Origin of the sequence: Eubacterium sp. SB2, from assembly GCF_001244405.1 — a bacterium.
In the GTDB taxonomy this organism is placed as follows: domain Bacteria; phylum Bacillota; class Clostridia; order Lachnospirales; family Lachnospiraceae; genus Faecalicatena; species Faecalicatena contortus_B.
In genome coordinates this window covers 33316-57679 of record NZ_LN865149.1, presented here as the reverse complement: position 1 = coordinate 57679, position 24364 = coordinate 33316, and the positions used below count along the sequence as shown (strand labels likewise).

19 protein-coding genes and 1 pseudogene are annotated in these 24364 nt (G+C 47.7%); 17 read left to right on the top strand and 3 right to left on the bottom strand.

Going from position 1 to position 24364, the window contains the following annotated elements; genetic code table 11:
- Window positions 1-46 precede the first annotated feature (46 nt).
- On the bottom strand, window positions 47-1291 hold the full coding sequence (locus BN1938_RS02110; protein ID WP_050639020.1) for a DUF1015 domain-containing protein: 1245 nt from the start codon (window positions 1289-1291) through the stop codon (window positions 47-49).
- 719 nt (window positions 1292-2010) lie between these two features.
- Between BN1938_RS02110 and BN1938_RS02105 the strand changes: the two genes are divergently transcribed.
- The 10 genes and pseudogenes from BN1938_RS02105 to BN1938_RS02065 all read left to right on the top strand — a co-directional run bounded on the left by BN1938_RS02105 (window position 2011) and on the right by BN1938_RS02065 (window position 13008).
- Window positions 2011-2631 (top strand): TetR/AcrR family transcriptional regulator, encoded by a 621-nt coding sequence (locus BN1938_RS02105; RefSeq protein WP_050639019.1) that lies wholly within the window; start codon window positions 2011-2013, stop codon window positions 2629-2631.
- Between the two features lie 157 nt (window positions 2632-2788).
- Window positions 2789-4579 carry an ABC transporter ATP-binding protein gene (locus BN1938_RS02100; RefSeq protein WP_050639018.1) on the top strand — a complete coding sequence of 597 codons (1791 nt, stop codon included), beginning with the start codon at window positions 2789-2791 and terminating at the stop codon, window positions 4577-4579.
- Entirely contained in the window at window positions 4576-6306 is a 1731-nt protein-coding gene (locus BN1938_RS02095) for an ABC transporter ATP-binding protein (RefSeq protein ID WP_050639017.1), read from the top strand. The genes BN1938_RS02100 and BN1938_RS02095 overlap by 4 nt, the downstream gene beginning before the upstream one ends.
- Before the next feature lies 1 nt (window position 6307).
- Window positions 6308-6445 (top strand): annotated as a pseudogene (locus BN1938_RS23805) (cysteine-rich KTR domain-containing protein); the annotation flags it as partial.
- Window positions 6446-6763: 318 nt separating this feature from the next.
- Entirely contained in the window at window positions 6764-7063 is a 300-nt protein-coding gene (locus BN1938_RS02090; protein WP_050639016.1) for a hypothetical protein, read from the top strand.
- A 73-nt stretch (window positions 7064-7136) separates the two neighbouring features.
- Window positions 7137-8129, top strand: coding sequence for a radical SAM protein (locus BN1938_RS02085; protein WP_050639015.1), 993 nt, complete (start codon window positions 7137-7139; stop codon window positions 8127-8129).
- 35 nt (window positions 8130-8164) lie between these two features.
- Complete coding sequence (locus BN1938_RS02080) at window positions 8165-9190, top strand: ABC transporter substrate-binding protein (protein ID WP_173020142.1); 1026 nt, start codon at window positions 8165-8167, stop codon at window positions 9188-9190.
- On the top strand, window positions 9187-9996 hold the full coding sequence (locus BN1938_RS02075) for an ABC transporter permease (protein ID WP_050639014.1): 810 nt from the start codon (window positions 9187-9189) through the stop codon (window positions 9994-9996). The genes BN1938_RS02080 and BN1938_RS02075 overlap by 4 nt, the downstream gene beginning before the upstream one ends.
- Complete coding sequence (locus tag BN1938_RS02070; protein WP_050639013.1) at window positions 9993-10757, top strand: ABC transporter ATP-binding protein; 765 nt, start codon at window positions 9993-9995, stop codon at window positions 10755-10757. Before BN1938_RS02075 ends, BN1938_RS02070 begins: the two co-directional genes overlap by 4 nt.
- A 1168-nt stretch (window positions 10758-11925) precedes the next feature.
- Window positions 11926-13008 carry a PD-(D/E)XK nuclease family transposase gene (locus BN1938_RS02065; RefSeq protein ID WP_050639012.1) on the top strand — a complete coding sequence of 361 codons (1083 nt, stop codon included), beginning with the start codon at window positions 11926-11928 and terminating at the stop codon, window positions 13006-13008.
- Between the two features lie 370 nt (window positions 13009-13378).
- Here the strand turns inward: BN1938_RS02065 and BN1938_RS02060 are convergent, their stop codons facing one another.
- Together BN1938_RS02060 and BN1938_RS02055 are read right to left on the bottom strand one after the other, a co-directional pair.
- A complete protein-coding gene (locus BN1938_RS02060) occupies window positions 13379-14683 on the bottom strand; it encodes a sensor histidine kinase (RefSeq protein WP_050639011.1) in 1305 nt (434 codons plus the stop codon).
- 128 nt (window positions 14684-14811) lie between these two features.
- The gene (locus BN1938_RS02055) at window positions 14812-15513 is read right to left on the bottom strand and encodes a response regulator transcription factor (RefSeq protein WP_330581532.1); all 702 of its coding nucleotides are present in this window, start codon (window positions 15511-15513) and stop codon (window positions 14812-14814) included.
- Between the two features lie 215 nt (window positions 15514-15728).
- On the opposite strand from BN1938_RS02055, the gene BN1938_RS02050 reads away from it, so the two are divergent.
- The 7 genes from BN1938_RS02050 (at window position 15729) to BN1938_RS02020 (ending at window position 24299) form a co-directional block, all read left to right on the top strand.
- Window positions 15729-17936 (top strand): ABC transporter substrate-binding protein, encoded by a 2208-nt coding sequence (locus BN1938_RS02050; RefSeq protein WP_050639009.1) that lies wholly within the window; start codon window positions 15729-15731, stop codon window positions 17934-17936.
- Window positions 17878-18801, top strand: a complete 924-nt coding sequence (locus BN1938_RS02045; protein ID WP_050639008.1) for a carbohydrate ABC transporter permease — start codon at window positions 17878-17880, stop codon at window positions 18799-18801. Before BN1938_RS02050 ends, BN1938_RS02045 begins: the two co-directional genes overlap by 59 nt.
- A complete protein-coding gene (locus tag BN1938_RS02040) occupies window positions 18743-19651 on the top strand; it encodes a carbohydrate ABC transporter permease (protein WP_330377700.1) in 909 nt (302 codons plus the stop codon). The genes BN1938_RS02045 and BN1938_RS02040 overlap by 59 nt, the downstream gene beginning before the upstream one ends.
- Before the next feature lie 7 nt (window positions 19652-19658).
- A complete protein-coding gene (locus tag BN1938_RS02035) occupies window positions 19659-21098 on the top strand; it encodes an RND family efflux transporter (RefSeq protein WP_050639007.1) in 1440 nt (479 codons plus the stop codon).
- Between the two features lie 113 nt (window positions 21099-21211).
- The gene (locus tag BN1938_RS02030) at window positions 21212-22129 is read left to right on the top strand and encodes an ABC transporter permease (protein WP_148487107.1); all 918 of its coding nucleotides are present in this window, start codon (window positions 21212-21214) and stop codon (window positions 22127-22129) included.
- Window positions 22130-22341: 212 nt separating this feature from the next.
- On the top strand, window positions 22342-23442 hold the full coding sequence (locus BN1938_RS02025) for a TFIIB-type zinc ribbon-containing protein (RefSeq protein ID WP_050639005.1): 1101 nt from the start codon (window positions 22342-22344) through the stop codon (window positions 23440-23442).
- A 62-nt stretch (window positions 23443-23504) separates the two neighbouring features.
- A complete protein-coding gene (locus BN1938_RS02020) occupies window positions 23505-24299 on the top strand; it encodes a TPM domain-containing protein (RefSeq protein ID WP_050639004.1) in 795 nt (264 codons plus the stop codon).
- The last annotated feature ends 65 nt before the right edge of the window (window positions 24300-24364 follow it).

Here is a 24364-nt window from a genome sequence, read left to right as displayed (position 1 = left end):
TAATACATCTCCTTTTTTAATCATATAATGGAACTGTACCTGCAATCTATCTTTCGAACTGATGGATAAAGAATCCGCTTCTGAGTTTGGGCTCAAACCAGGTGGACTTGGGCGGCATAAGCAGCCCGGCGTCTGCCACTGCAAGCAGCTCCTCCATAGAAGTCGGATACATGGCAAATGCAGCGCCGTCACCCGCCCTGTCTACTGCCTCTGCAAGTACATCAAGCCCCCGTATACCGCCTACAAAGCGGATCCGGCTGTCTGTTTTGGGATCGCGGATATTCAGCAGCGGACCAAGGACTACATTTTGCAGGACGGATACATCCAGCCTGTTCACGGGATCTTCCGAAAAAAGATGCGGATTTGCCGTCAGCCGGTACCAGCGTCCGTTTCCATAAAGTCCGATCTCGCCCTTACAGGAAGGGCGACAGACCTCGTGCCCCATATCGGTAATGTCAAAACCGCTTCTGAGCAGATCCAGAAAATCGTCAAATGCATAACCGTTCAGATCCGCCACCACCCGGTTATAATCGTAGATGTGCAGCTCTTCTGCCGGAAACAGGACGGAAAGGAAGTAATTGAATTCCTCCTCACCGCTGAAGCCGGGATGTTCCTTGCGGCGCTTCAGTCCGGCCTTTACGGCGGATGCAGCACGGTGATGGCCGTCTGCTATATAGATATTATCAATTCCCTCGAAAATATGAGCGATTTGGGTGATATATTCCGGACTGCTGATCTTCCAGACCTGATGCCTGACGGAATCTTCGCTTGTAAAATCATAGAGAGGAGCAGTCAGTTTTACTGCTGCTATCATAGTATCCAGCTCAGGGCGGGCATGGTAGGCCAGGAAGATCGGCCCGGTCTGTGCGCTTAATGTGTCCACATGACGCGTCCTGTCCAGCTCCTTGTCTTCCCTGGTATTTTCGTGCTTCTTGATTCTGTTCTCCATATAATCATCGATCGAAGCGCAGCCCACAAGCCCGGTCTGGGTCCGCCCATTCATCGTGAGGGCGTAGATATAGTAACAGGGATCTTCATCTCTGACGAAAGAACCGTCCTGAATCATCTCCTCCAGAGTGTCTCTTGCCCTGTCATATACAGGCTGTGAATACATATCCGTATCCGGTGCAAACTGCGTCTCGGCTCTGTCAATTTTTAAAAAAGAAAGCGGGTTCTTGTCCACTACTTCCCGGGCTTCTTCCCGGTCATATACATCGTAAGGCAGTGCGGCAATAGATGAAGCCAGTTCTTTTGCGGGCCGCACGCCCTGAAAGGGTCGGATGACTGCCATAATTGTTCTCCTTAATATTTAATCTAAATTTGGTGAAAAGGGTCTGGCAAAGAGTGCCAAAACCCTTTTTATTCTAGCACAAACATAATAAATTTACTATAGGAATTTAAATGTGGCTGTAGTACGAAGGAATCTAAATCGGGATTTAGTCGGCAAGCTTTAGACTTGTCGACGGACGGGGACGCTTCATGACAGGGAGGCTGGAAAGGTGCTGGGGCTGTATATGCCGTTGTGATATGTACCCATGCTGCTAAGTAATTCTTGAACACCCGATGCCGGATAGGCGGGTACGCTGAACATATTACGGGAAATCTGATGATTTTTATGAGCCGTTTCATCTTATCGTAGAGCTGTTCAGAGCCGCCGCAAGAGGCAGACACTTCATAAAATGTTGCGCCGATTTTGTAAATGACTGTTTCATTTGCCGGATTGTCCTGTTTCTGCTTATAATCTGCTGTTTCCTGTTCTTGTTTCCATTCTATTCCTTTTCCGTCCTTCCTTTACTTTGTAATGTGATAAGTTTCTTAGCAAGCATAGGAAAAGGGTACCCTTTTCCGAAAATGCCCTGCATTTTCTTACTCCTACTACGGAAAGCAAGGAGAAAATGCCAAACTCATAGAAAAAATCAAAAATCTATTTTAAAATATTGACAAAGTTTTTGATTTGCAGTATCATATAACAGTGATATATAACAGTGTTACAAACAAGGAAGTGAGACAATGAGCGAAGCAGAACAAACAGCAACACTACACCTAATTCTATCAGCAGCCATGCAGGAATTTCTTGAAAAAGGGTATAAGTCTGCTTCTTTGCGAAACATTGTCAAAGCAGCAGGCGTGACAACGGGTGCGTTCTATGGCTACTACGACAGCAAAGAGGACTTGTTTGAAGCACTGGTAGGCGAACACTACAACTTTTTACTGGAACGATTCTGCAAGGCTCAAAAAGAATTTGCTGAAATCCCGCCAGAGGAACAACCCGACAATCTTACTTCTACTTCCGGCGAGTGTATGTATGAAATGCTCTTGTATGCCTATGAACACTTGAATGAATTTAAGCTCATACTTTGCTGTGCGGAGGGAACACGTTTTTCAAAATTGATTGATGAAATGGTAGAAATTGAAACAAAAGGAACGCATGATTATTTAGCGGTTCTTGAAAAAATAGGCAGAGCTGCACCGCCTATTGATGAACGATTAGAGCATATCTTGATTACAGGAATGTTTAATACTTTTTTTGAGCTGATTATACATGAAATGCCGCTTGAAGAAGCAAAGCATTACTTGAAAGAAATGAGAGCTTTCTATACTGCTGGGTGGATGAAGATTATGGGGCAATAAAAAACGAATAAATTCGTTAGGGCAATCTGCCCTATAATTTTTATAAGAGAGTTAGTTACAACTAACCTCATAAGGTCCCTACTAACCAAAATGAGGATATTCGAGGGCAAACATTCTGTTCTCATATCATAAAAATTTTTCAAGGAGGTTTTTTTCAATGAAAAAACAGTCAAATCTATCAAGATTGATGGGCTATGCCGGAGCGCATAAGATTTTAACCTATCTTTCTTGGGTATTGTCCATAATGAGTGCGCTGTTGGCTCTTGTACCTTTTTGGTATATATGGCGTATCATTCACGACATACTGGAAGTTTCCCCTGACTACTCAAAAGCAGGGAATGTTACAAGCTACGGTTGGTCTGCGGTATTGTTTGCGGTTATCTCTATTGCTGTCTATATAGCCGCTTTGATGTGTTCGCACATAAGCGCGTTCCGGGTTGCCGCAAATATCCGAAAAGAGCTTATGCGCCATATTACAGCCCTGCCACTTGGAGTAACGGAAAAGTATGGAAGTGGAAAACTGCGGAGAATCGTAAATAGTTCCAGTGCTGCTACGGAAACGTATCTTGCACATAGACTCCCCGACAAAGCGGGGGCGATCGCCACCCCCATAGGTCTGCTTTTCCTGTTGCTTACCTTTGACTGGCGGTTAGGACTTTTAAGCCTTGTTCCTGTTATACTTGGTTTCTTGATTATGATGAAGATGACAGGATCAGGAATGGAACAAAAAATGAAAGAATATCAAAACGCACTTGCTGATATGTCAAATGAAGCCGTTGAATATGTACGAGGCGTACCCGTAGTAAAGACTTTCGGACAGACAATTTTTTCTTTCAAACGCTTCAAAAACGCGATAGATAATTATGAAACATGGGTAATCGCATACACAAAAGCGTTGCGTCTGCCTATGATGTTCTATACAACGGCAATCAACGGCGTATTCGCATTTTTGATTGCCGGAGGTATTCTCTTTACAAGGGGCGGTGTAACAAATGAACTGTTGCTAAACCTTATCTTCTATATTGTGATTACGCCTGTTATCGGTACGACACTCACAAAGATTATGTTTATGAGTGAGGACGCAATGATTGTAGGGGACGCAATTAACAGGATTGATGAAGTGCTGAACGAAAACCCATTGTCTGAAAGCAAAGTGAATAATATCCCTAAAGATAATGGGATTACATTAGAATACGTTAGTTACAGCTATGACGGAGAGAAAAACGCGCTCAATGATGTATCACTTTCAATAAAGCCGGGACAGACAGTGGCATTAGTAGGAGCGTCCGGCGGCGGCAAGACGACACTTGCAAATCTTGTCACAAGATTTTTTGACCCGCAAAAAGGACGCATACTGATAGGGAATATCGACATACGCGACATTCCGAAAGAAACATTGATGAATAAGGTATCTTTTGTATTTCAGAACAGCCGCCTTATCAAAGCGTCCATATTGGAAAATGTGCGTATGGCAAAGCCTAACGCTACACGAGAAGAAATCGCCCATGCTCTGGAAGCTGCACAGTGCTTGGATATTATCGAAAAATTACCGAATGGCATTGATACGGTTGTCGGCACAAAAGGCGTGTACCTATCCGGTGGCGAACAGCAAAGAATAGCGATTGCCCGCGCAATTTTGAAAAATGCGCCTATCCTGATTCTTGATGAAGCGACCGCATTTGCCGACCCCGACAATGAGGTGCGCGTACAACAGGCGCTATCCGCGCTCTCAAAGGGAAAGACAGTAATTATGATTGCGCACAGGCTATCGTCAATCACAGACGCGGATTGCATTTATGTATTGCAAGACGGCGAGGTTGTAGAAAGTGGCACACATAGCGAACTGATAGAGAAAAACGGCATATTCACAAAAATGTGGAAGAATTATTCCGAAGCGGCAGAATGGAAAATTTTGAATGAAAACAAAGGATTGGAGGTAAATGCATGATTAAGACATTACAAAGACGCTTTGCGTTATCAAGACAGGGGGCTGTCGATTTGATAAAAGGCTGTATTGCTTGTGTGGCACAGGATATATCCTTTATGCTCCCTGTTGGACTACTCTATAACTTTGTTATTGATACCATGAACGGGAATGTAAATGGAAACCGTATTGCTTTCTATATAGTTGGTGCTTTGGTTTGCCTTTCCCTTATCTTTGTTGTGACTTGGTTTCAATATAACGCCACTTATTTAGCTACTTATGTGGAAAGCGGTGTAAGGCGTATCTCCTTAGCAGAACAGCTTCGTAAAATCCCGTTATCCTTTTTTGGAAAAAAAGATCTTGCCGATTTGACAAATTCAATTATGGGCGACTGCGCCACACTGGAAACAGCGTTTTCCCATTATGTACCTGCATTGGCAGGCTCCCTTATTTCAACAACGCTGATTGCAATCTGCCTTTTTGCTTATGACTGGCGTATGGCTCTTGCGGCGGTTTGGGTTTTACCGATTGCATTTACAATCACATTCTTTTCAGCACGCATACAGGAATACTTTAACCGTAAATCCGTAGAGGCAAATGTTGCGCTTGAAAGCGGCGTACAGGAGTGTATCGAAAACTTACAGGACTTGAAATCAAACAATGCGGAAGAAAGTTATCTAAAAGGGCTTGACAAAAAAATTGACTATGTAGAAAAACGGCACATTATCACAGAACTTGGGACAGCACTTTTTGTTGTTTCCTCAACACTGATATTAAAGTTTGGGATTGCTACGGTTGCTCTTGTAGGTTCTGCGTTGCTTATTCTTGGGGAGATTGATATTCCGCTGTTCTTTATGTTTTTACTTGTAGCTTCGAGACTGTATGCCCCGCTTGAGGGTGCATTACAGAATCTTGCTGCGATAATTTCTACCAAAACGAACATAAACCGTATGAATGAAATTCTTGACCACCCGATTCAGACAGGAAGCAATGCAATGACAAATAAAGGCTATGACATTGTATTCGACCATGTAGGATTTGCCTATAATACGGGGGAAACTGTATTGCAAGATGTTTCCTTTACGGCTAAACAAGGAGAAGTTACCGCCTTAGTCGGACCGTCCGGCGGCGGCAAAACTACGGTGTCACGCCTTGCCGCGCGGTTTTGGGACATAAACAAAGGAAAAATCACTGTTGGCGGTATGGATATATCAAAAATAGAGCCGGAAACATTGTTGTCGCTGTACTCTATCGTATTTCAAGATGTGACGCTGTTTAACAACACAATTATGGAGAATATCAGAATAGGCAGAAAGGATGCGACCGACGAAGAAGTGATTGCAGCGGCAAGACTGGCAAATTGTGAAGAATTTACGTCAAAGCTACCTGATGGTTATAACAGCATGATTGGGGAAAATGGTTGTGAACTTTCCGGCGGCGAAAGGCAGCGTATTTCAATCGCTCGCGCTTTCCTTAAAAATTCTCCGATCATCTTACTTGATGAAGCAACAGCAAGCCTTGATGTGGAAAACGAAACATTGATACAGGCTGTTTTATCAAGGCTGATAAAGGATAAGACCGTACTTGTTATCGCCCACCGTATGCGTACCGTAAGCGGCGCGGATAAAGTAGTTGTGCTTTCAGACGGTTCTGTTGCTGAACAGGGAGCGCCGGAAAAACTGCTGAATACAGGCAAGATTTACCCGCATATGGTAAAGCTGCAAATGATTAGTCAAGATTGGGGCATTTAGTATGAATATCGAATGGATAATATGTCCTATAGGTCAAAGAAAAACAAGATGGAAGATACGTGGCGATACCGAACTGAAGAACTTTCCTCTGTACTGCCCGAAATACAGGCAGGAAACCCTTATTAACGTCCAACAACTGTTTCCTGTAACGGGCTTTTACGACCATAGAGATGAATACACAAATCATTATAATTGCTTAAATAATTCATATTACCAAAATGCCTATGCGGCTTTATGCTGCGTGGGCATTTTTTATGATATAGGAAATTCCTCTGGAATTTCCTATATCATAAAAACCCTCAAGGGGATACACACGCCGCGATAAGGTATATAGCCGCAAGGCGGCATCGCGGCGGCGCCAAAGCGTGCAAGCCCCTCATGAGTGAGGGGGGAGCTGAGGTGGGCTTGCCCACTTTGTTCTAATAACCCCCTACTGGGAAGAAAGGGGGTGAAAAAAATGAGCTATTTCAAAGAATATAAAGAGCATATAGAATATACTTTTGCTGCCTTTTGTAAAGTCGAAAGCAAATACCCTTTGAAATCATTGAAAATATATATCAGGTTATGGCAGAAGAAAAAATCAAACACGGAACAGAGAGTCGGATCAGGATCGCCCAGCTATGAACATGGGGATGTTTTCGTGAGAGAGAAACTTGTCCCGTATAAAATACAAAACATTCTTGAGAAATTACCAGAAACAATACCTGTGCTGTCTTATCCTAGTTTATATAGACGCTGCAGAAGCAGCGGCTTTTGAAGAGAATAACTTGGGCCGCAAGAGACTGACCGGGGTCTGCGTGGGCGCATGAGAAGGAAGGCGGTTATTGATAATGTTGGACTTGGAATTGATTGAGTATGCGGAAAAACGAATTCACAGCAAGGAGGTCTTAAGTAAGGAGCAGATTGTTCAGCTGCTTAGTATTGAGCCTGGAAGCCGGGCATGGGAGGCTCTGGGGCTGGCAGGGCGCAGGGCGGCTAAGGAGCTTACAGGGGAACGGGCCTATCTTTGGGGGGCAATTGGTGTGGATTTTGTTCCCTGTTCTATGAACTGTGACTTTTGTTCGTTGGGAGAAAAATGGGGGATTGTTGGTGAACGGCGGGAATATAATGCAGAGGAGACGGTTCGTCAGGTGCGTGAGTATGCAGAGAACGGTGTGAGGTGGATCGTTCTGCGCACTACGGAGTTTTATTCCCAGGCTCAGCTGGGGGAGATGATCCGGTATATACGGGAACAGGTACCGGGAGCTTACGAGATCGGACTTAACATCGGAGAGTTTGGAGTTGAGACGGCCTACTGGCTTGCAGAATGCGGAGTAGATTTTATTTATCATTCCCTGCGTCTGGGTGAAGGGCGTGACACTCGTTTTGAGCCGCAGACACGTATTGATACGCTGAGGGCGGTACAGGCTTCCCCTTTGAAGCTGGTATTTCTTGTAGAGCCCATTGGAGTGGAGCACACGAATGAAGAGATTGCGGATCTCTGCCTGCTGGCAGCGGACTGTGGGGCGATTGTATCGGGCGCTATGGCCCGGATCCCCGTGCAGGGCACGCCTCTGGGCGTACATCTCCAGGTCAGTGACGAACGTATGGCTCAGATCATTGCCGTGACGCGGCTGGCCTGCGGCGCCTGTGTGCCCGATATCTGCATCCATCCCGGAACTCAGCTAGCTATGGAGTTTGGGGCAAATGTGACCGTGGTGGAGACGGGGGCCATTCCCAGGGATACCTGCTGCTGTTCCGGGGGCAAATGGAATCAGTTTGATACGGTACGGGCCAGGGAATTATTTGAAGCGGCGGGATATACGGTCCATCAGACTGCATAAATGGAATACGATTTTGGAGAGGGAGGAATAAAAAGATGAAAATCGGGAAAAAAGTGATTTCACTGCTCATGACAGGCGTGCTTCTGGGCGGGCTGTGCGCTGGGTGCAGCCCGGTAAAAGAGGGGACAAAAGAACAGAAGAAAGACCCGGCGGCAGCGCAGGGGGCAGAACCGGCTGCCGAAAACATGAAAGCTACGGTGGGTACCTGGAAGACGGCACAGACGCTGACACCATATTTTTATGAGGAGGCACTGGGGGACGGCGCGGTGATTGAGGTGAAGCCGTTTACCAATCCGGGCGATCAGAAGACCGCGCTTCTGGCCGGCAGCCTGGATATGACCGGTACGACTATCCCTACCGCGATTACTGCAGCGTCAAAGGGGGAACCTGTCAAGGTTGTGGTCAGCCTGTGCAATAAATGCTCTGCCCTGGTGGTGGGAGCAGAATCCAAAATAGAGAGTGAAGCGGACCTGAAAGGGAAGACCATTGCCTATGTCCCGGGTACGATGCACCATGTTCTTTTGCTGGATGTGCTGAAGCGGGCAGGGCTGGATCCGGATAAAGACGTTACCTTGGTGCGGATCGACTTTTTCGATATGGGACAGGCATTGTCTGACGGTACGATCGATGCCTTTCTAAGCGGTGAGCCATACCCCTCACAGGCGGTAAAGGACGGCTACGGCAGGATTCTCAGCTATCCATACTTTGACGACAGTATCGGAACCATTAATGCGGGGATGATCGTGACAGAAGATACCATTGAAAAGAACCCTGGGCTGGTTCAGAGTCTGGTGAATGCACATATTAAAGCCACCCAGCTGATGAACAGCGATACGGATGCGTGGCTGGAAAAAGCGGCGTCTTTTGGCACGGACAAGGCTCTTCTGGAGGCATCGGCTAAGAACATAGAGTTGTGTTGGGATATTGATGAACAGTACATTCAGAATACAAAAAACCTGGCTCAGCAAATGCTGGAGCTGGGCATGATCGATACTGTTCCGGATATCGACGCCATGTTTGACCTGAGCTTCCTGGAACAGGCAAAAGAGGGGCTCCAGTGAAACGGGCGTCCCGCAAGGCCGGAGGTTTTGATCCCGCAGGGCTGATTCTTCCGGCTCTGATTCTGATCGTCTGGTTCGCCGCGACGACCTGGGGCGGGATGCCGGCGTATAAGCTGCCCTCGCCTCAGAAATTGCTCTGCGTGCTGGTTGATTTTGCTACGGGGCAGCTTGGGATTACCCCCTATTCCGGAACGCTCTGGGGACATCTGCTCCACAGCCTGAAACGAGTGGCCAGCGGGTTTGGCCTGGCCGCTGTCTTTGGCCTGATTCTGGGTTTTCTAAGCGGAGGAATTCCGTTGGTGCGGCGGCTGGTGGATCCGCTGATCCATCTCGCACGGACGATTCCCGGTATAGGCTGGCTGCCGGTTGCGATCGTCTGGTTTGGCATCGGAGAAGGCAATACACTGTTTCTGATCGCACTGGCCTCTTTCTTCCCAATCTATATGAATACCGCACACGGCACCTCCCAGGTGCCGGAGGTAACCTTGCGCGCCGGGCAGATGCTGGGCGCTAAAGGATTTAGCCTTTTTCGGACGGTCATTCTGCCCGCTGCTTTTCCCGATGTGGCAGTCGGTCTGCGGCTGGGACTGGGAGTTGCCTGGGCATATCTCGTGCTGGGAGAAGTGACCGGGGTGACCGAAGGACTGGGCGCGGTTATGACGGATGGCCGGATGCTGGGGCATGTGGACATTGTCCTGGCAACGATGATTGTCATTGCCTGTGCGGGAAAGCTGACGGATCTGCTGCTGCTGGCAGTATGCCGTGCTGTCAGCCCCCAGATGCGTAAAGGAGGAAATAAGTCATGAATGAACAGGGCCTGTTAATCGATCAGATCTGCCAGAACTTTCAAAATGAAAACGGCACGCATACAGAGGCACTGGATCATATCTCCCTGCACATACGTCCAGGAGAGATCGTTTCCTTGCTGGGACCCAGCGGCAGTGGAAAGAGTTCTCTGCTGAACATCATTGCCGGTTTTGATGAGCCGGTATCCGGAGAAGTGCGGCTGGACGGGGAAAAGGTCACTGCACCCTCAGCTCAGCGGTGCGTCGTATTCCAGACTCCGGCGCTTTTTGAGTGGCTGACCGCCCGGGAAAATGTGGCGTTCGGCTTGAAACGCCGCGGGGCTGCCCCGGGCAGGCAAAAGAAAGAGGCTGATGAGATGCTGCGTCTGGTGGGCCTGCAAGGCTCTGAAGACAAGTATCCCCATGAACTGTCAGGCGGTATGCAGCAGCGCGTGGCGCTGGCAAGGGCATTTGTGCTCCATCCGCGGCTCCTGCTGATGGACGAACCATTTGCAGCCCTGGACGCCCAGCTGCGCTGCCAGATGCAGGACCTGTTACTTCACCTCTGGGAGAGCCGGAAACAGACGATTCTCTTTGTAACCCATGACGTAGAAGAGGCCATCCGTATCTCCCACCGTATCGTCGTCCTGGAACGCAGTCCAGGCAGGATCAGGGAAGAATTCACGGTTCCTTTCCCCATGTCCTTCCGGGCAGGGCTGCTGGGAGACTCTGCGTTTCAGGCACTGCGGAAACAGATTCAGGAGTTCATGTTTACACTATGATCCACAGAAAAAGATTACTTTTATTATTATGAATCGCTTCACGGATGGGGGGACGCTCCATAAATGGATAGCCGAAAACCTCCCGGAGAACATCCATGTCCTTTCAAAAACGCGGCCGCGGACCTAAGAAATTCTAGGCGGGAAACAGCCCTGAAAATGGAGCACCACTGACACATCACGAGAAATCCGATGATTTCTCGCGCTGGGTCAGCTGATTTTTGGATTCGGAATCCAAAAATCTCTCCATTTTCAGGGCTGTTTCCCACCAAGAATTTCTAAGGTTCGCTTTGAGCGTTTTTGAAAGGACATGGATGTTCTCCGGGAGGTTTTCAGCTATCCCTTCATGGAGCTGGTGCATCCGACCGGCAGGAAAAGGATTCGTTCCTAAGGTGGAGCCTCAAACGGGGGCAGCGTATGGATATAGAATTGGCGGGACTTTTATGTCCCCATTAGGTGTACATAAGCAAGGGGATACGGTTCCAGTATCAAAATAATTCAATACGCATCTTGAAGATGAAAAGACACGCATAGCCAATCCACATCCGCTGCCCTGGTCCGGGATCCCACCTGGTTGGCGAGTTTTCCTGCCGATTGGATGAGCCAGCTTCATGACAGGGAGGCCGGGGAGGCGCCGGGGCTGTATATGCCGTTGCGAAATGCTGGAGTGCGCTTAGTGATTCTTGAACAGCCGCTGCCGGATAGGCGGGGAACAACTTGATCTCCAAATCAAGTTGTTGCTGAACCCAGCGCGGGAAATCATCAGATTTCCCGTGATGTGTTCAGCGTACCCGCCTATCCGGCAGCGGCTGTTCTAGAAACACTTAGCAGCATGGGTGCATATCGCAACGGCATATACAGCCCCGGCACCTCCCCGGCCTCCCTGTCATGAAGCGTCCCCGTCCGTCGACAAGTCTAAAGCTTGCCGACTAAATCCCGATTGAGATGTTGGCTGGGGGATTAACAGTAACGTTTAAGTGGATACATTATATTATTCAGTTACAAACTGTTTGCTTAGTTATGCGAAGTATGGTATGCTGAATTCATCTTGAGTGGCCGGTATTCATATCGATTTCAAGCCACGGGATTTCTTTTTTATTCCGGTACTTCATTTTCGAAGTGTTATCCGCAATTAGAACAATTTAACTTTTTACAGAGGAGGAGTCTGCTTATGGCAAAAACACTGAAAGATTATTTTACGATGATTCGGACAAGAAGGGAGGTGCTCGATGAGATTGGAAGCCGTGAGAAGCAGCTGGCTGTTTTTAAATCCTGGAGAGAAGGGCAGCAGGAAGAATTTCTGAATTTTTGCACAGGAGTAAAAGGCGTAAAGATATTGTATGATTCTTTTTTTAAGGAAATTTTTAGTCCGGAATATCATCCGGAAAGAATAGAACGTTTGCTTTCTGCCATTTTAGGGAAGTGGGTGAAAATCCGCTCTGTACTGCCCAATGATTCAGTTAGGATTGCCGATGAGCAGAGTCTTTTAATTACAGATATATTAGTGGAATTGGAAGATGGTAGCTTTGCCAATATTGAGATTCAGAAAATAGGGTATGCTTTTCCGGGACAACGGGTTGCATGTTATTCTGCAGACACGTTGCTGAGACAGTATAAAAGAGTAAGAAGTGAACGGAAGAAGAAGTTTACATACCACGATATAAAGACTGTATACACAATAGTATTTTTTGAAAATAGTACACGTGAATTTCAGAAGATAAAAGATAGCTATATTCATAGATCACGGCAGATTTTTGATACAGGGCTGGAACTAGAAACGCTGCAGGAGTATGTTTTGATTCCACTTGACATCTTTAGAGAAACGCTGCACAATAAAATAGTAGAGAATGAATTGGAGGCCTGGCTTTCATTTCTGACATTTGATGAACCGGAACGTATTATGCAGTTGATTGAGCGATTTCCTCAGTTCAGGGTTCTTTATGAGGATGTTTATGAAATGTGCCGTAATATCGAGGGAGTGATGAATATGTATTCAAAAGAATTGGCTGAGCTTGACCGGAATACGGTGAAATATATGATTGAGGAACAGGAAAAGGTAATTAAAGTACAGACAGAGGTGATACAAAAGAAAGAGGAGCAGCTGGATATGACAAAAGAACAATTAGAAGCTGCTAAGATATCATTAAAAGAAAAAGATGACCAGCTCAGCAATAATGAGGAAAGGTTAAATATGCAAGCCAGGGAAATTGCAGAGCTGAGAAAAAGATTGGAAGAATTAATAAAGAAAAGTTAAGCATTCTCAAGAAAGTACAGTAACTTTCAGACTGCCGTTGGGTATCAACAAAACAGAAAATAAAGATTAAAACATGATCTCTAAAGAGAGTGAAGAGGGACGATATCGAAAATGGATATCGTTCCTTTTCGTTTACATTATTTTAATGTTTCTGCCAGTACAGCATTGCACTAATAATTCAGCAATAAGCACCTGCTCTCTACACCATAGCTGTACCTGCTTACGCTAGACGTAGGAACCACTACGCCGTCGCGAAAGCAGGCACAACTCTGACGCAGATATCAGGCACTTATTACTGAAAGATTAATGCACTGCTGTACTAGTTATCTGATCACTGCCTACAAATAGACATCCATATCCGTCCGCTCGGTTATCCCTGAGCAACATGAAATCTGACAACAAAAGTGCACCCGCCCCCCGGTGTATCCTGTACGTCCAGATCCAGCCCCTGGGCATTTGCCAGTTCTGCTGCAATGGACAGACCCAGCCCAAAATGTTCTTTGTGGCTGCGGGATCTGTCGCCCCGATAAAAACGGTCAAATATCTGCAGTTTATTATCGTCGGGGATACCCACGCCGTAGTCAGTTACTGAGACGCACACAGAGCCGCTGCAGTAGTCTGCCTTCAACAGAACCTTCCGGCGGGAATTCTGTTCCAGTCCATACGCAGCCGCATTATCCAGAAGAATCGTGAATATCTGCAGACAGAGCTGCGGATCACCCTGGACGTAAGGCAGCGTCTCTTCGGGAAGTTCCAGCAGCAGCCTGGCGTTTTTTGCAAGGAAGACTGGTTCATACAGTTCCAGCAAATGCAGAAGCAGGTCGTCTATTTCCAGGTTTTGCTTATGCAGGGACAGACTTTTGCTGTCTGCAGTAGCAAGAAGCAGCAGGTTTTTGATGAGGGCGCTTCCACGGTCGCATTCACTTTGAATCACAGCCAGAAGCCGGGGGCTTTCCCAGGGCGCATCCTGTATGGCCGAGGCATTTGCCTGTATGACGGCCAGAGGCGAGCGCAGTTCATGTGAGGCTGCTGAGACAAAGTCTCTCTGTTTTTCGTAAGTTTCTTCCAATGGCTGTGTAGAGCGGAGGACAAACCGCCTGCCGCTTAGATACAGCAGGAAGATCCCGATTAGATCCATTAGAAGGTAAAGCAGCCCTGTTTTTAAGATACTTCTGCGGTTTTGGGTTTCATCGGATAATAGGATCATTTTCTTATAACCTGAATCTGTACGGATAATCAGCACATTACCAAGCCAGGTATCATAGTGTGCACCCTTAATACGAAAGACAGAACTCTTCAGCAGGTCTGAGGAAATGGGCTGGGAGCCTTCATAGATGCCCTCTTTTTTGGCTTCGGCAGCCGCACGGTCCAGCAGGGCATCCCGCCCGCCGTCCGGCTCCCAGGCACCGGGAAAAAAGAGCGGGTGCCCGTTTTCTTCTATGTATATCAGCAGGCTGTTCCTCAACTCCATTTCCGCCAGATAAGCGTCTGTAAACTGGGAATCGGTCTGCAGTTTGGATGTCAGAGAAAATAAATTGTTCTGAAATGCAGCCTCCCGGCGGTTATTCTGGGAAAAGGCAGAAAATAAGAAAGCCATAAAAACAACCAGCGTCAGGATCAAACCCGTGGTCAGTGTATATAAAAAGATAAGGTTTTGTTTAAATTTATGAAACATGATGTGCCTCCAGTGCTGCTATTCACGATGCCGTGCACCACGTTGCACGGCATCCGGGCCAGTAAGGTGATGGGGCCGGGCATCTGGCTCTTCGCCGCTGGCGACTTTAAATGAGCCAGATGCGGTTACTATGTACGGTTCACAGGCTGTGCATAGTAACCCTCCAGGCGGTAGCCAAGGCCATGTATGGTAGAAATGACACTCCGGCTGTGCAGCGTTTTCAGGTGTTTTCTTAAGAAATAAATGTAAGTATCCAGATTGCCGTCCTCCACTGCGGCATCCGATCCCCACACGCGTGCAAAGATCTGTTCCCGTGCAAGAACCATTTCCGGATTGCGCAGAAAGTATTCCATCAGCAGCGCTTCACGTCCGGACAACTGCGCTTCTCTTTCCTGGCACCGCAGTGTACGGCTCTCTGGTGTGAAACTCAGGTCAGAAAAGTGAAGCTCCTGATGTTCCTGTAGCACACCCGGACGGCGGGACAGCGCACGGATGCGTGCCATTAGTTCTTCAATTGCATAGGGCTTGACCAGATAATCATCAGCGCCGCAGTCAAGGCCATCGATCCGGTCGTTTACCGTATCCAGTGCCGTAGTCAGGATAACGGGGACGTTTATATGGTTCTGCCGGATAGAACGCAGAATGGAGAGCCCGTCAATCTCGGGAAGCATCCGGTCCAGCAGAATCAGGTCATAGGAATTCTTCATAGCAAAGTATAAAGCCTCACTTCCCTTATAACAGCAGTCAGAAGTGTGGTTTCTGGCCTTGAGCTGTAATTGAAGGGCCTGGCTTAATTCTTTATCATCTTCCACGATCAGTATATGCATCATAATACCTCTTTTCAAAACATTTTGGTGTGTATTAAATATAGTATAACAGATAAATCTCAAAAAAATCTTTAAGAAATAATTCCAGGCTTTCAAGATTTTTTGAGATTCTGTCTGTATGATTAAGAGTATTGATGGAGCATTCTTGGAAATCATCTCACAAAGCCGGGCACAAAGAGTTTCCGAGAGTACTCTGATATAGAAAGGGAGGTACAGCAGTGAAAAACAGAATAAAACAAACACTGGTATTTATACTGGCGCTGGCTCTTACGGCCGGTTTGCTGACAGGGTGCGGCAAAGGGGATACAAAAGATGATAATGCGGGAAAGGGGCGGTATATAGAAAAGGATATTGAACTGCCTTTTAAAGACGGAGAAGGCGGGATCAGCTTCTCCAAATCCAAAGACGGGAACCCCCTCTTGTTTGGGTCCAAAGGATCGGAAATAAACCGGTACGAATATAAAGATGGAGAATGGAAGGAAACTCCGGTTAAATGGATAGCGGAGTTATACCAGGATCATCCCCCGTATCTGGTTGATATGGAGGAGACAGCGGATGGCACACAGGTACTTTTGAGTGTAAATATGGAGACACAGCAGTTTCAGCTGGCCCTGGGAAAAGAGGGCGGTGCAGGGGAAGCGCTGGATGCAGCCTATTTTAAGCAGGAGACGGAGTACGGTACGTCTATGATAGCGGATCTGCTGGTCGATGATGCGGGGAATTACTGGCTGCAGGATATGTACCAGGAGAAGATCGTGATCCTTTCACCGGATACACTGGAAACTGTAAGCGAGATCCAGACGATCCAGTCGGTCAGCAATACACAGAAGCTAATGGCAAAGGGAAGTGACGGGATCGTGGCAGTGAACACAGAGGAAGGAATCTATACTTTATACCAGAGCGGCAGCCTGGCTAAGAAAGGGACACTGAAGCAGGAAAACGGCGAACAGGGACAGCTTTGCAGTGACGGCAGCAACTGGTATACAGTTTCAAAAGACGGAATCAGCAGAAAACAGAGTGGAAATGACATCAGCGAGATAGTGATGGAGGGAAGCATGGGCGCTATGGGCTCCCCTGTAAATAGTCCTGTCTCGGTGGTTATGGGCAATAAAGAAGACTTCTATGTACTATACAGTCAGGACAAAGTGGGAACAAACATCCTGGAGTATTATGTTTTTGACCCCAGTATTCCTTCTGTCCCGGAGAAAACACTGAAAGTTTTCGGCCTGTCAGAAAATGATACTGTGCGGCAGGCAATCATACGGTTCCAGAAAAAACATACCGATGTGAAAGTAGAGTTCCATACTTCCGGTAAAACAGCAGGCGAGGTGAGCACAGACGATATCCGTACTTTGAATACGGAACTGCTTAGCGGGAACGGAGCTGATGTGCTGCTGCTGGATGGCCTGCCGGTTGATTCCTATATTGAAAAGGGAGTGCTGGAAGATCTGACAGACCTTGCTGCTGACCTGACGGGACAGGATTCTTATCTGGAAGAGATTTTGAAGAATACTGCCCAGAGTGGAGGAAAGATTTACGGGATGCCGTTAAAGTTCAAGATACCGATCCTGTTCGGCGACGAAGAGGTAAAAGCAGCTCTGGAATCCATCGATACACTCCAGGCCTATATGGATGCCAATCCGGATGCATCCGTGTTTGGAGTTGCAGACTATGATTATATCCGTAATTTCCTATTCCAGCTGTACCAAGGCGAAATTGTGGATCCTGACGGTAAAATTGACCAGGCCAGGCTGGTGCAGCTTCTGGAGTTGGAATCAAAAATCAGCGTGAATGCACGGGCAGCAGAATTTGAGGGAGAAGAATACAACACTTCTTATGAATATGTTCCTGGGCCGTTTGACAATATTATGGGCGCGGGCATCATGAAATATCCGGACGCAGTGTCCGCAGAAGAGATATCCAGTGTGCAGAATATGATACTGCCATACGCAATGATGCGGGAGCTGAACGTGAAGCCGTCCGCAGTTCAGAATATGTATAATCCGGTTGGTGTTGTGGGGATTAACGAGAGCAGCGGTGCGAAAGACCTTGCGGAAGATTTCGTAAAATATTTATTCTCCGAAGAAATACAGTCTGCACAGCTTGACGATGGATTTCCGGTTATGGAAAGCGCGATGGAGGGGCTGGCCGCCGAGGTGGACAGTGAGTATGCAAATTCATTTACAATGATGTCCAGCACGAAGATCGGAGATGATATCGTTGAAATATCCGCAACCTACCCTTCAGCAGAGGAAGTGGACCAGTTAATGGAGCTTGGCCAATCCCTGACAAAACCGGTTAATCAGGACCGGGTCGTATGGAACATTTACCAGGAGACAGCGGACAAATATCTGGAGGGAAGTATTGATGCCACAAAAGCGGCGGAGACAATCGCGCAGAAGGTGGATACCTATCTCGCAGAATAGAAAAAAAGAAATAAGAACGGCATACCTGTTTCTGCTCCCAAGCCTTTTGGGAGTAGGAGGGTTTGTCTTCCTGCCGTTTCTGGATGTGATCCGGCGGTCTTTTCTTCAGGCTTCCGGAAAGGGGTTTGTAGGAGCTCAGAATTATCAGTCGGTGCTGCTAAACGAGGCGTTTAAAAGGGCTGCGGGGAATACTGCACGGTTTATGGTGATCTGTATTCCGCTGCTTCTTTTACTATCACTGTGCACGGCGTTGGCGCTTCGAAATACCGGTGTGTTTCAAAAAGCGGCAAAGACCGGAGTGCTTCTGCCTATGGCTATGCCCGTGGCGTCTGTGGCAGTCTGTTTCCAGATGATTTTTGACAGGCATGGCTGGCTTAACCTACTGCTTCAAAAGTATGGAGGCGGGGGACAGGACTGGCTGGCATCGGACCAGGCGTTCTGGGTGCTGACGGCATGCTATATATGGAAGAACCTGGGATATGACATGGTGCTGTGGCTGGCAGGCTTGAGCGCCATACCACAGGAACAGTATGAGGCTGCCCAGGTGCAGGGCGCGGGCAGGTGGAGCTGTTTTCGGTATATCACAATGCCCCAGATGAAAGAAACGGTATTCGTGACAGCACTTTTGTCTTTTATCAATGCATTCCGCGTGTTCCGGGAAGCATATCTGATTGCAGGGGATTATCCCCACGACAGTATATACATGCTGCAGCATTTATTTAATAATTGGTTTACAAATCTGGACATCCAGAAAATGACAGCGGCGGCGGTACTGCTTATGCTGGGAATAGGAGGTGTCTTGGGCGGTGAGGAATTGTGGAGAAATCACAGAGAAAAGCGGGAGAGGCAGCTCGGTCAGTTATAAATCAGCCTCCGTGAGAGGAGCCGTTGTCCGGCTGTGTCTGATTCTGGTGCTGGCGGTCATTCTGCTTCCCTTGTTCCTGCTGGTTTCCTACTCCTTCATGGGAGTGCAGGAATTGAGAGAACTGTGCGGGCCGGTGCTTTCCGGCCTGGAAGGGATGTCTGGCTTCCGGCTGATCCCGGCTTACCCCACACTGCGTGCATATGTGCGGCTCCTGCTGGATTCGCCGGAATTTTTTACGGCGTTTTGGAACTCGTGTATCCAGACCGGCGGCATACTGGCTGGACAGCTTCTGACGGCAGTTCCTGCAGCATGGGCATTTGCCAGATTCCGGTTTCCGGGAAAAGGGTTGCTGTGGTTTCTCTATATGCTTTTGATGGTTCTTCCCTTTCAGGTAACTATGGTATCCGGCTATCTGGTGCTGAGTGCGGTACATCTGATGGATACGCCGGCAGCAGTGATTCTGCCGGGAATGTTTTCCACTTTGCCGGTATTCATATTGCGAAAGAGTTTTTCCGCCATACCAGGGGAAATGATTGAGGCTGCTAAGGTGGATGGCGCGGGGAGCCTGCGGATCTTTCTGCATGTGGGCCTGCCGCTTGGAAAAGCTGGAATCTTTGCAATATTGATTCTGGGATTTCTGGAGAGCTGGAATGCAATCGAGCAGCCGATGACTTATCTCAAGACAAAGGCATACTGGCCGCTTTCGCTTTACCTGCCGCAGATAACAGCCTCAAAGGCAGCCCTTGCATTTGCTGCGTCTATTATCATGCTGGCTCCGGCGTTGTTATTGTTCTTTTTCGGACAGGATTATCTGGAACAGGGAATTGTTGCATCAGGGATTAAGGAGTAGATCATAGATGGATAAGAATAAAAAACGGGCCATACGGATATTGGCAGTATTCCTGGCCGTGATGGCGCTTTGTACTGTAATTTCCAGAGCCGCTGCATCCGTACTGGTTGCACAGGTAAAGGTGGAGAAAATAAAAAAGGGACGCCTGACTTACACCTGGGAAGGGAAAGGGCAGATCGTACCGGCACAGGAGACAAAACTTTTTCTCTGGCCCCAGCAGCAGGTCGAGAGCGCCGCGAAGGAAGGCAGTACGGTAAAAGCAGGAGACTGTCTGGTACAGTTCAGGGCGGAATATCTCCAACAAACCATTGACAAGAAACAGGCCGAAGTAGAGAGACTGCGCCTGCAGAGGGAACAGCAGCAGGTTTCCGCCCGCGGGAGCCAAAGAGTATCCTCGGCTGCAGGGGCGGCCCTGACGCTGCAGTCTGCGCAGAACAGACTGGCAGAGGCAGAACAGAAGGCGGCAGAGGCACAGGCTGCATACGACGGGGCAGAAGCCGGCGGGCAGGGAGAAGAGGGGACCGGCGGACAGCCAGGTGCGGAAGAAGACCCGGGAATCCAGGAACAAAAACAGGCACTTTATCAGGCGCTCCAGAGTGCACAGGCAGAAGTGCAGTCTGCGAATCAGGCCCTGGAGGACGCCCAAAATGCCTATGACCTGGCATGCCGGGAAGATGCCGCCCAGGAGGCAAATGATGCCAATGCCCGGGAAGCGGCCGAGCTGGGGGTACAGGACCTGAACGTTCAGACAGAGCAGGCGGAGAGTGAGCTTCAAAAGCTCCGTGAGTATCAGGATTCCGGAGGGAAAATTTGTGCGGAACAGGACTGTGTGGTACTGCGGTCAGGAATCCAGGAAGGCGCTGTTACCACCGGATCGGAAATACTGGTTCTGGGAAGCGGAGGCTGGCGGCTGCGTGGAAGCGTAAGCGGGGAAGATAAAGAGCAGTTATCGGCAGGGAAAGAAGTAGAGATTACGCTGCCATCCTCGGAAAAGAGAATCCTAAAAATCGAGTCTGTGGAAAATGCGGACAGCAGCCAAAGCAAAGAAGAGGGACAGAGCCAGAGCGAAGGGCAATCCGGCAGCGGTGCGTCCGGCGAGACAGGAGCATTCTGGTATGCGCCGCTTCCAGAAAGAGTCGAGGGCGTATATAACAAGGCATTTACCTGGACGGCAAAGACCGAGTCTCAGGAGGAATATGAGCAGATGATACCGCTGAGTGCACTGCGCGAAGGCACTGACGGTACGTACTGTCTGATCCTTACCGAAAGTTCAGGCATGCTGGGGACGGTACAGAGCTCTAAAAGAGTTCCTGTAAGCGTACTGGAAAAGGACAGCCAGAACGCCGCTGTTATAGCAGAGCTTAGCAGAGAAGATCAGATTATAGTTTCATCGGAGAAATATGTGGAAGAAGGTGACCAGGTACGGATAATAGAAAACGCAAACTGACATTCTATCTATTGCTTGCCGCAGCGCTGATTCTGGCGGATCTGTGGCTACTCGGCCGCACACAGGCTGCGGAGACGTATTCCGGTTATCTGTCCCTGAGGTACCAGGAGGGGATGGTCCCGGAGGAATCCTTTGACCAGCTGATGGACAGTGAAGAAGCAAAAAAGCTTGCCTCAGCCGCGGTGTGGAAGAATCATGGCCGGAAGGAGATATCCGCAGAGCAGACGGGCAGGAAGCAGCAGGCAGACTGTTACAGTATCAAGGGACAGCCGGAGGCAGTGTTTGGAAAGACACTGCAGTCCGGCAGGTATTTTCTGAGCAGTGAAACCGATGTCTGCCTGCTGGATCAAAAGACTTCTATAGCCCTGTTTGGCGTCAAAGATGCCTCCGGAAATGTAATTCAAACAGGCGGGAAGACCTACCGCATAACCGGAATATTATCAGGAGAAGAGGCTGTCTGTATGATCCCTGCGGAAAAGGGAAGCGCATTTGACGGCATTTCTGTCCAAAGAAAAACGGACAGCAAGTCCGTGCAGAGTATTGTCAGCATGATGGAAGTATATCTGGGAGGATCCCATAAAGAAATCATAGACGGGCAGTTCTACTCGGCCACGGCAAAAATCATATTTGCAGTCAGTCAGGCTATGCTGTGCGCCGCCCTCTGTATTGCCGCTGGGGTATACGCAAAAAAAACCAGGAAACCGGCAGTTCTGTCCAGGTGCCTGGTGGCAGCAGGCTGGATCATGCTGCTGGTAATTGTAATTCTGGGAATCATGTTCTCCGGCCTGGGAAGAGACTATCTGCCCACTTACTGGTCGGATTTCGAATTTTTCAGCAGTCTTTGGAAAACGAAAACAGAGGCTGTCAGACAATTTGCAGCCTTTCAGCAGTTCTGGCCGGAACAGGAGCTGTACAATAATTGGAGGTTGGTTATGGGGGGCGGGGCAGCGATGACGGCAGTGGCTGCAATTGGAACATTATATGGAATCGTAGGCTTACGCCAATATAGAACTGGACAGACTCAGATATAAAAGAGAATATATTCCAACCGGGCAGAAATCCTTTCGGATGACTGCTCGGTTTTGCGTTTTTATCATATAAAATATAAAAATACTATGATATAATAAACGCAAAGTGAAAGCGGCATTTTTACTATAATGATAGGAGTACATCGTAAATGCGGCCTATTGAAAGGTGCCGCTGTTTGATTGGCGGTGTACAAGAGAGCAGAGGAGTGTGAACTATGAGTACAAGAGGCTATAAGTGCCCGTGTTGCGGCGGCAGCCTGGTGTTCAGCAGCGATACCCAAAAGCTTCAATGCCCGTCCTGCGATCATGAGATTGATATGGAAACAGTCCGTCAATATGCGGAGATCGTAGAGTCAGTAGAAGCGCAGGGGGATACATTCGAGTGGGGTGATGATGCCGGGGAGAGCCAGACTGAATGGGGAGTGAAAGAAGAAGAGGGAAGGAAACTTTATATCTGTCCTTGCTGCGGCGCGGAGGTGGATACCGACGAGACCACCGCATCTACCACCTGTCTTTATTGTGACAGCCCCGTAATACTGCCGGGGCAAGTATCGGGGGAATACCACCCGGATCTGATTATACCTTTTCAGATGGATGAGGAGGGGGTAAAAGAGATATTTAAAGAGTACTGTAAAGGAAAGAAGTTTTTGCCAAAAGCTTTCCGGTCCGGGCGTAAAATACAGGAGGTAACCGGTAGTTATGTTCCAGTTTGGCTGTTCAGCTGCCGGGCAAAGGGAACTTTTATTTATGATGCTCAAAAGATAAAAAAATGGCAGGATGATGATTTCGAATACACCCAGAGAGATTTATACCTGGTGACCAGAAAAGGAGATATGTTCTTCGAATACCTTCCTGTAGGCGGTTCCTCTGAGAAAGATGAAAGTTATATGGAATCCATAGAACCATATGGGATTGATAAAGCGGTTCCTTTTGAGGAAGGTTACCTGTCCGGTTATGAAGCAATTCGGTACGATGTGTCTAAAGATGAGTGCCGTAGCGTGGCAGAGGAAAGGATAAAGAGCTCACTTCAAAGAGCTATGAGCAAGTCAGTCAACCATAATGAGTATTATTCTATCTTTCAAAAAAGCTCCAGCATTGCCTGTACGAAAGGGAAGGTGCAGTATGCCTTGCTGCCGCTCTGGACGTTTCATGTGAAATATAAAGACAAAATATACCCCTTTGCAGTGAACGGACAGACCGGAAAACTGTCAGGTGATCTGCCGACTGATAAGGGGATGTACAGGAAAAATATGCTGGGAGTGTTTGCGGGAAGTACTCTGATTGTATATCTTCTTTTGCTTCTTATATTTTTCTAAGTCATAGACTTGCAGCGACATTAGGAATATGAAAACTACATATTACGGAAGAGGGACTGAGAATGAAACAAATACGGTTTATGGCAGTACTGCTTATCCTGTTTCTGGTAAATGGAATGCCTGTTTCTGCGAATGAGGAGAGTAGCCCGCCGAAAGTGATTGATGAAGCGGAGCTTCTGTCCGAGGCAGAAGAGGCAGCACTGACAGAACAGATTTATGGCATTGGTGAAGAATATCAAATAGATGTAATTCTGGTAATGAAAAGGCAGATACAGGAAGCTGATTTAAATGCCGAGGCAAAAAATCTGTATAACCAGAATGGATATGGGATCGGGAACGACAAGAACGCAATTATGCTCATAATTGAATTGAACAGCGGCAATTGTAGAGTTGTTCAATTTGGAAATGAAAATACGTTTCTGTCCGGTGGTGATTTAACGCAGCTGCTTAAGAATGTGGCTGCCAATTATCTAAGCCCGGGTCAGTACAGCGAGGGCTTTCAGATTTATCTGGAGGGGATTGCAGAACTATATGGAAAAAAGCAGCCGGCAGACGGAGGCGCGGCCAAAGATACAAGCCAGACTCAGGAGGATGTGAAAACTGCTCCGAAGAAAAAATCCCCCTTAATTTACCTGATTCCCGCAATGATATGCGGAGGGATTATCACCTTAATTTGGAGGGGATTTATGAACAGAAAACCTGAGTCGGAGTATGATCAGAGTAATGCAGATGCATACCGGAACACAGATGCGTCGTTTCATACTCGTAAAACGGCGGTATTCTTAACAAGCGATATCACGAAAAAACCTATTGAAAAGGAAAAGGATCAGTCCGGAGAAGAAAAGAAGAGAGGGTAATATCAAATTCTCAATGGCTATGATATAATAAATGCAAAGCAATATAGCGAAAACGATATTTCTAC

What these genes read in the sequence shown, in the direction of transcription:
- BN1938_RS02065 (WP_050639012.1), top strand. Translation starts at nt 11,926, where the DNA reads ATGGCAAAAACACTGAAAGATTATTTTACGATGATTCGGACAAGAAGG.
- BN1938_RS02100 (WP_050639018.1), top strand. Translation starts at nt 2,789, where the DNA reads ATGAAAAAACAGTCAAATCTATCAAGATTGATGGGCTATGCCGGAGCG.
- BN1938_RS02070 (WP_050639013.1), top strand. Translation starts at nt 9,993, where the DNA reads ATGAATGAACAGGGCCTGTTAATCGATCAGATCTGCCAGAACTTTCAA.
- BN1938_RS02085 (WP_050639015.1), top strand. Translation starts at nt 7,137, where the DNA reads ATGTTGGACTTGGAATTGATTGAGTATGCGGAAAAACGAATTCACAGC.
- BN1938_RS02030 (WP_148487107.1), top strand. Translation starts at nt 21,212, where the DNA reads ATGGTCCCGGAGGAATCCTTTGACCAGCTGATGGACAGTGAAGAAGCA.
- BN1938_RS02035 (WP_050639007.1), top strand. Translation starts at nt 19,659, where the DNA reads ATGGATAAGAATAAAAAACGGGCCATACGGATATTGGCAGTATTCCTG.
- BN1938_RS02060 (WP_050639011.1), bottom strand. Translation starts at nt 14,683, where the DNA reads ATGTTTCATAAATTTAAACAAAACCTTATCTTTTTATATACACTGACC.
- BN1938_RS02095 (WP_050639017.1), top strand. Translation starts at nt 4,576, where the DNA reads ATGATTAAGACATTACAAAGACGCTTTGCGTTATCAAGACAGGGGGCT.
- BN1938_RS02055 (WP_330581532.1), bottom strand. Translation starts at nt 15,513, where the DNA reads ATGATGCATATACTGATCGTGGAAGATGATAAAGAATTAAGCCAGGCC.
- BN1938_RS02025 (WP_050639005.1), top strand. Translation starts at nt 22,342, where the DNA reads ATGAGTACAAGAGGCTATAAGTGCCCGTGTTGCGGCGGCAGCCTGGTG.
- BN1938_RS02110 (WP_050639020.1), bottom strand. Translation starts at nt 1,291, where the DNA reads ATGGCAGTCATCCGACCCTTTCAGGGCGTGCGGCCCGCAAAAGAACTG.
- BN1938_RS02080 (WP_173020142.1), top strand. Translation starts at nt 8,165, where the DNA reads ATGAAAATCGGGAAAAAAGTGATTTCACTGCTCATGACAGGCGTGCTT.
- BN1938_RS02020 (WP_050639004.1), top strand. Translation starts at nt 23,505, where the DNA reads ATGAAACAAATACGGTTTATGGCAGTACTGCTTATCCTGTTTCTGGTA.
- BN1938_RS02105 (WP_050639019.1), top strand. Translation starts at nt 2,011, where the DNA reads ATGAGCGAAGCAGAACAAACAGCAACACTACACCTAATTCTATCAGCA.
- BN1938_RS02090 (WP_050639016.1), top strand. Translation starts at nt 6,764, where the DNA reads ATGAGCTATTTCAAAGAATATAAAGAGCATATAGAATATACTTTTGCT.
- BN1938_RS02045 (WP_050639008.1), top strand. Translation starts at nt 17,878, where the DNA reads ATGCCACAAAAGCGGCGGAGACAATCGCGCAGAAGGTGGATACCTATC.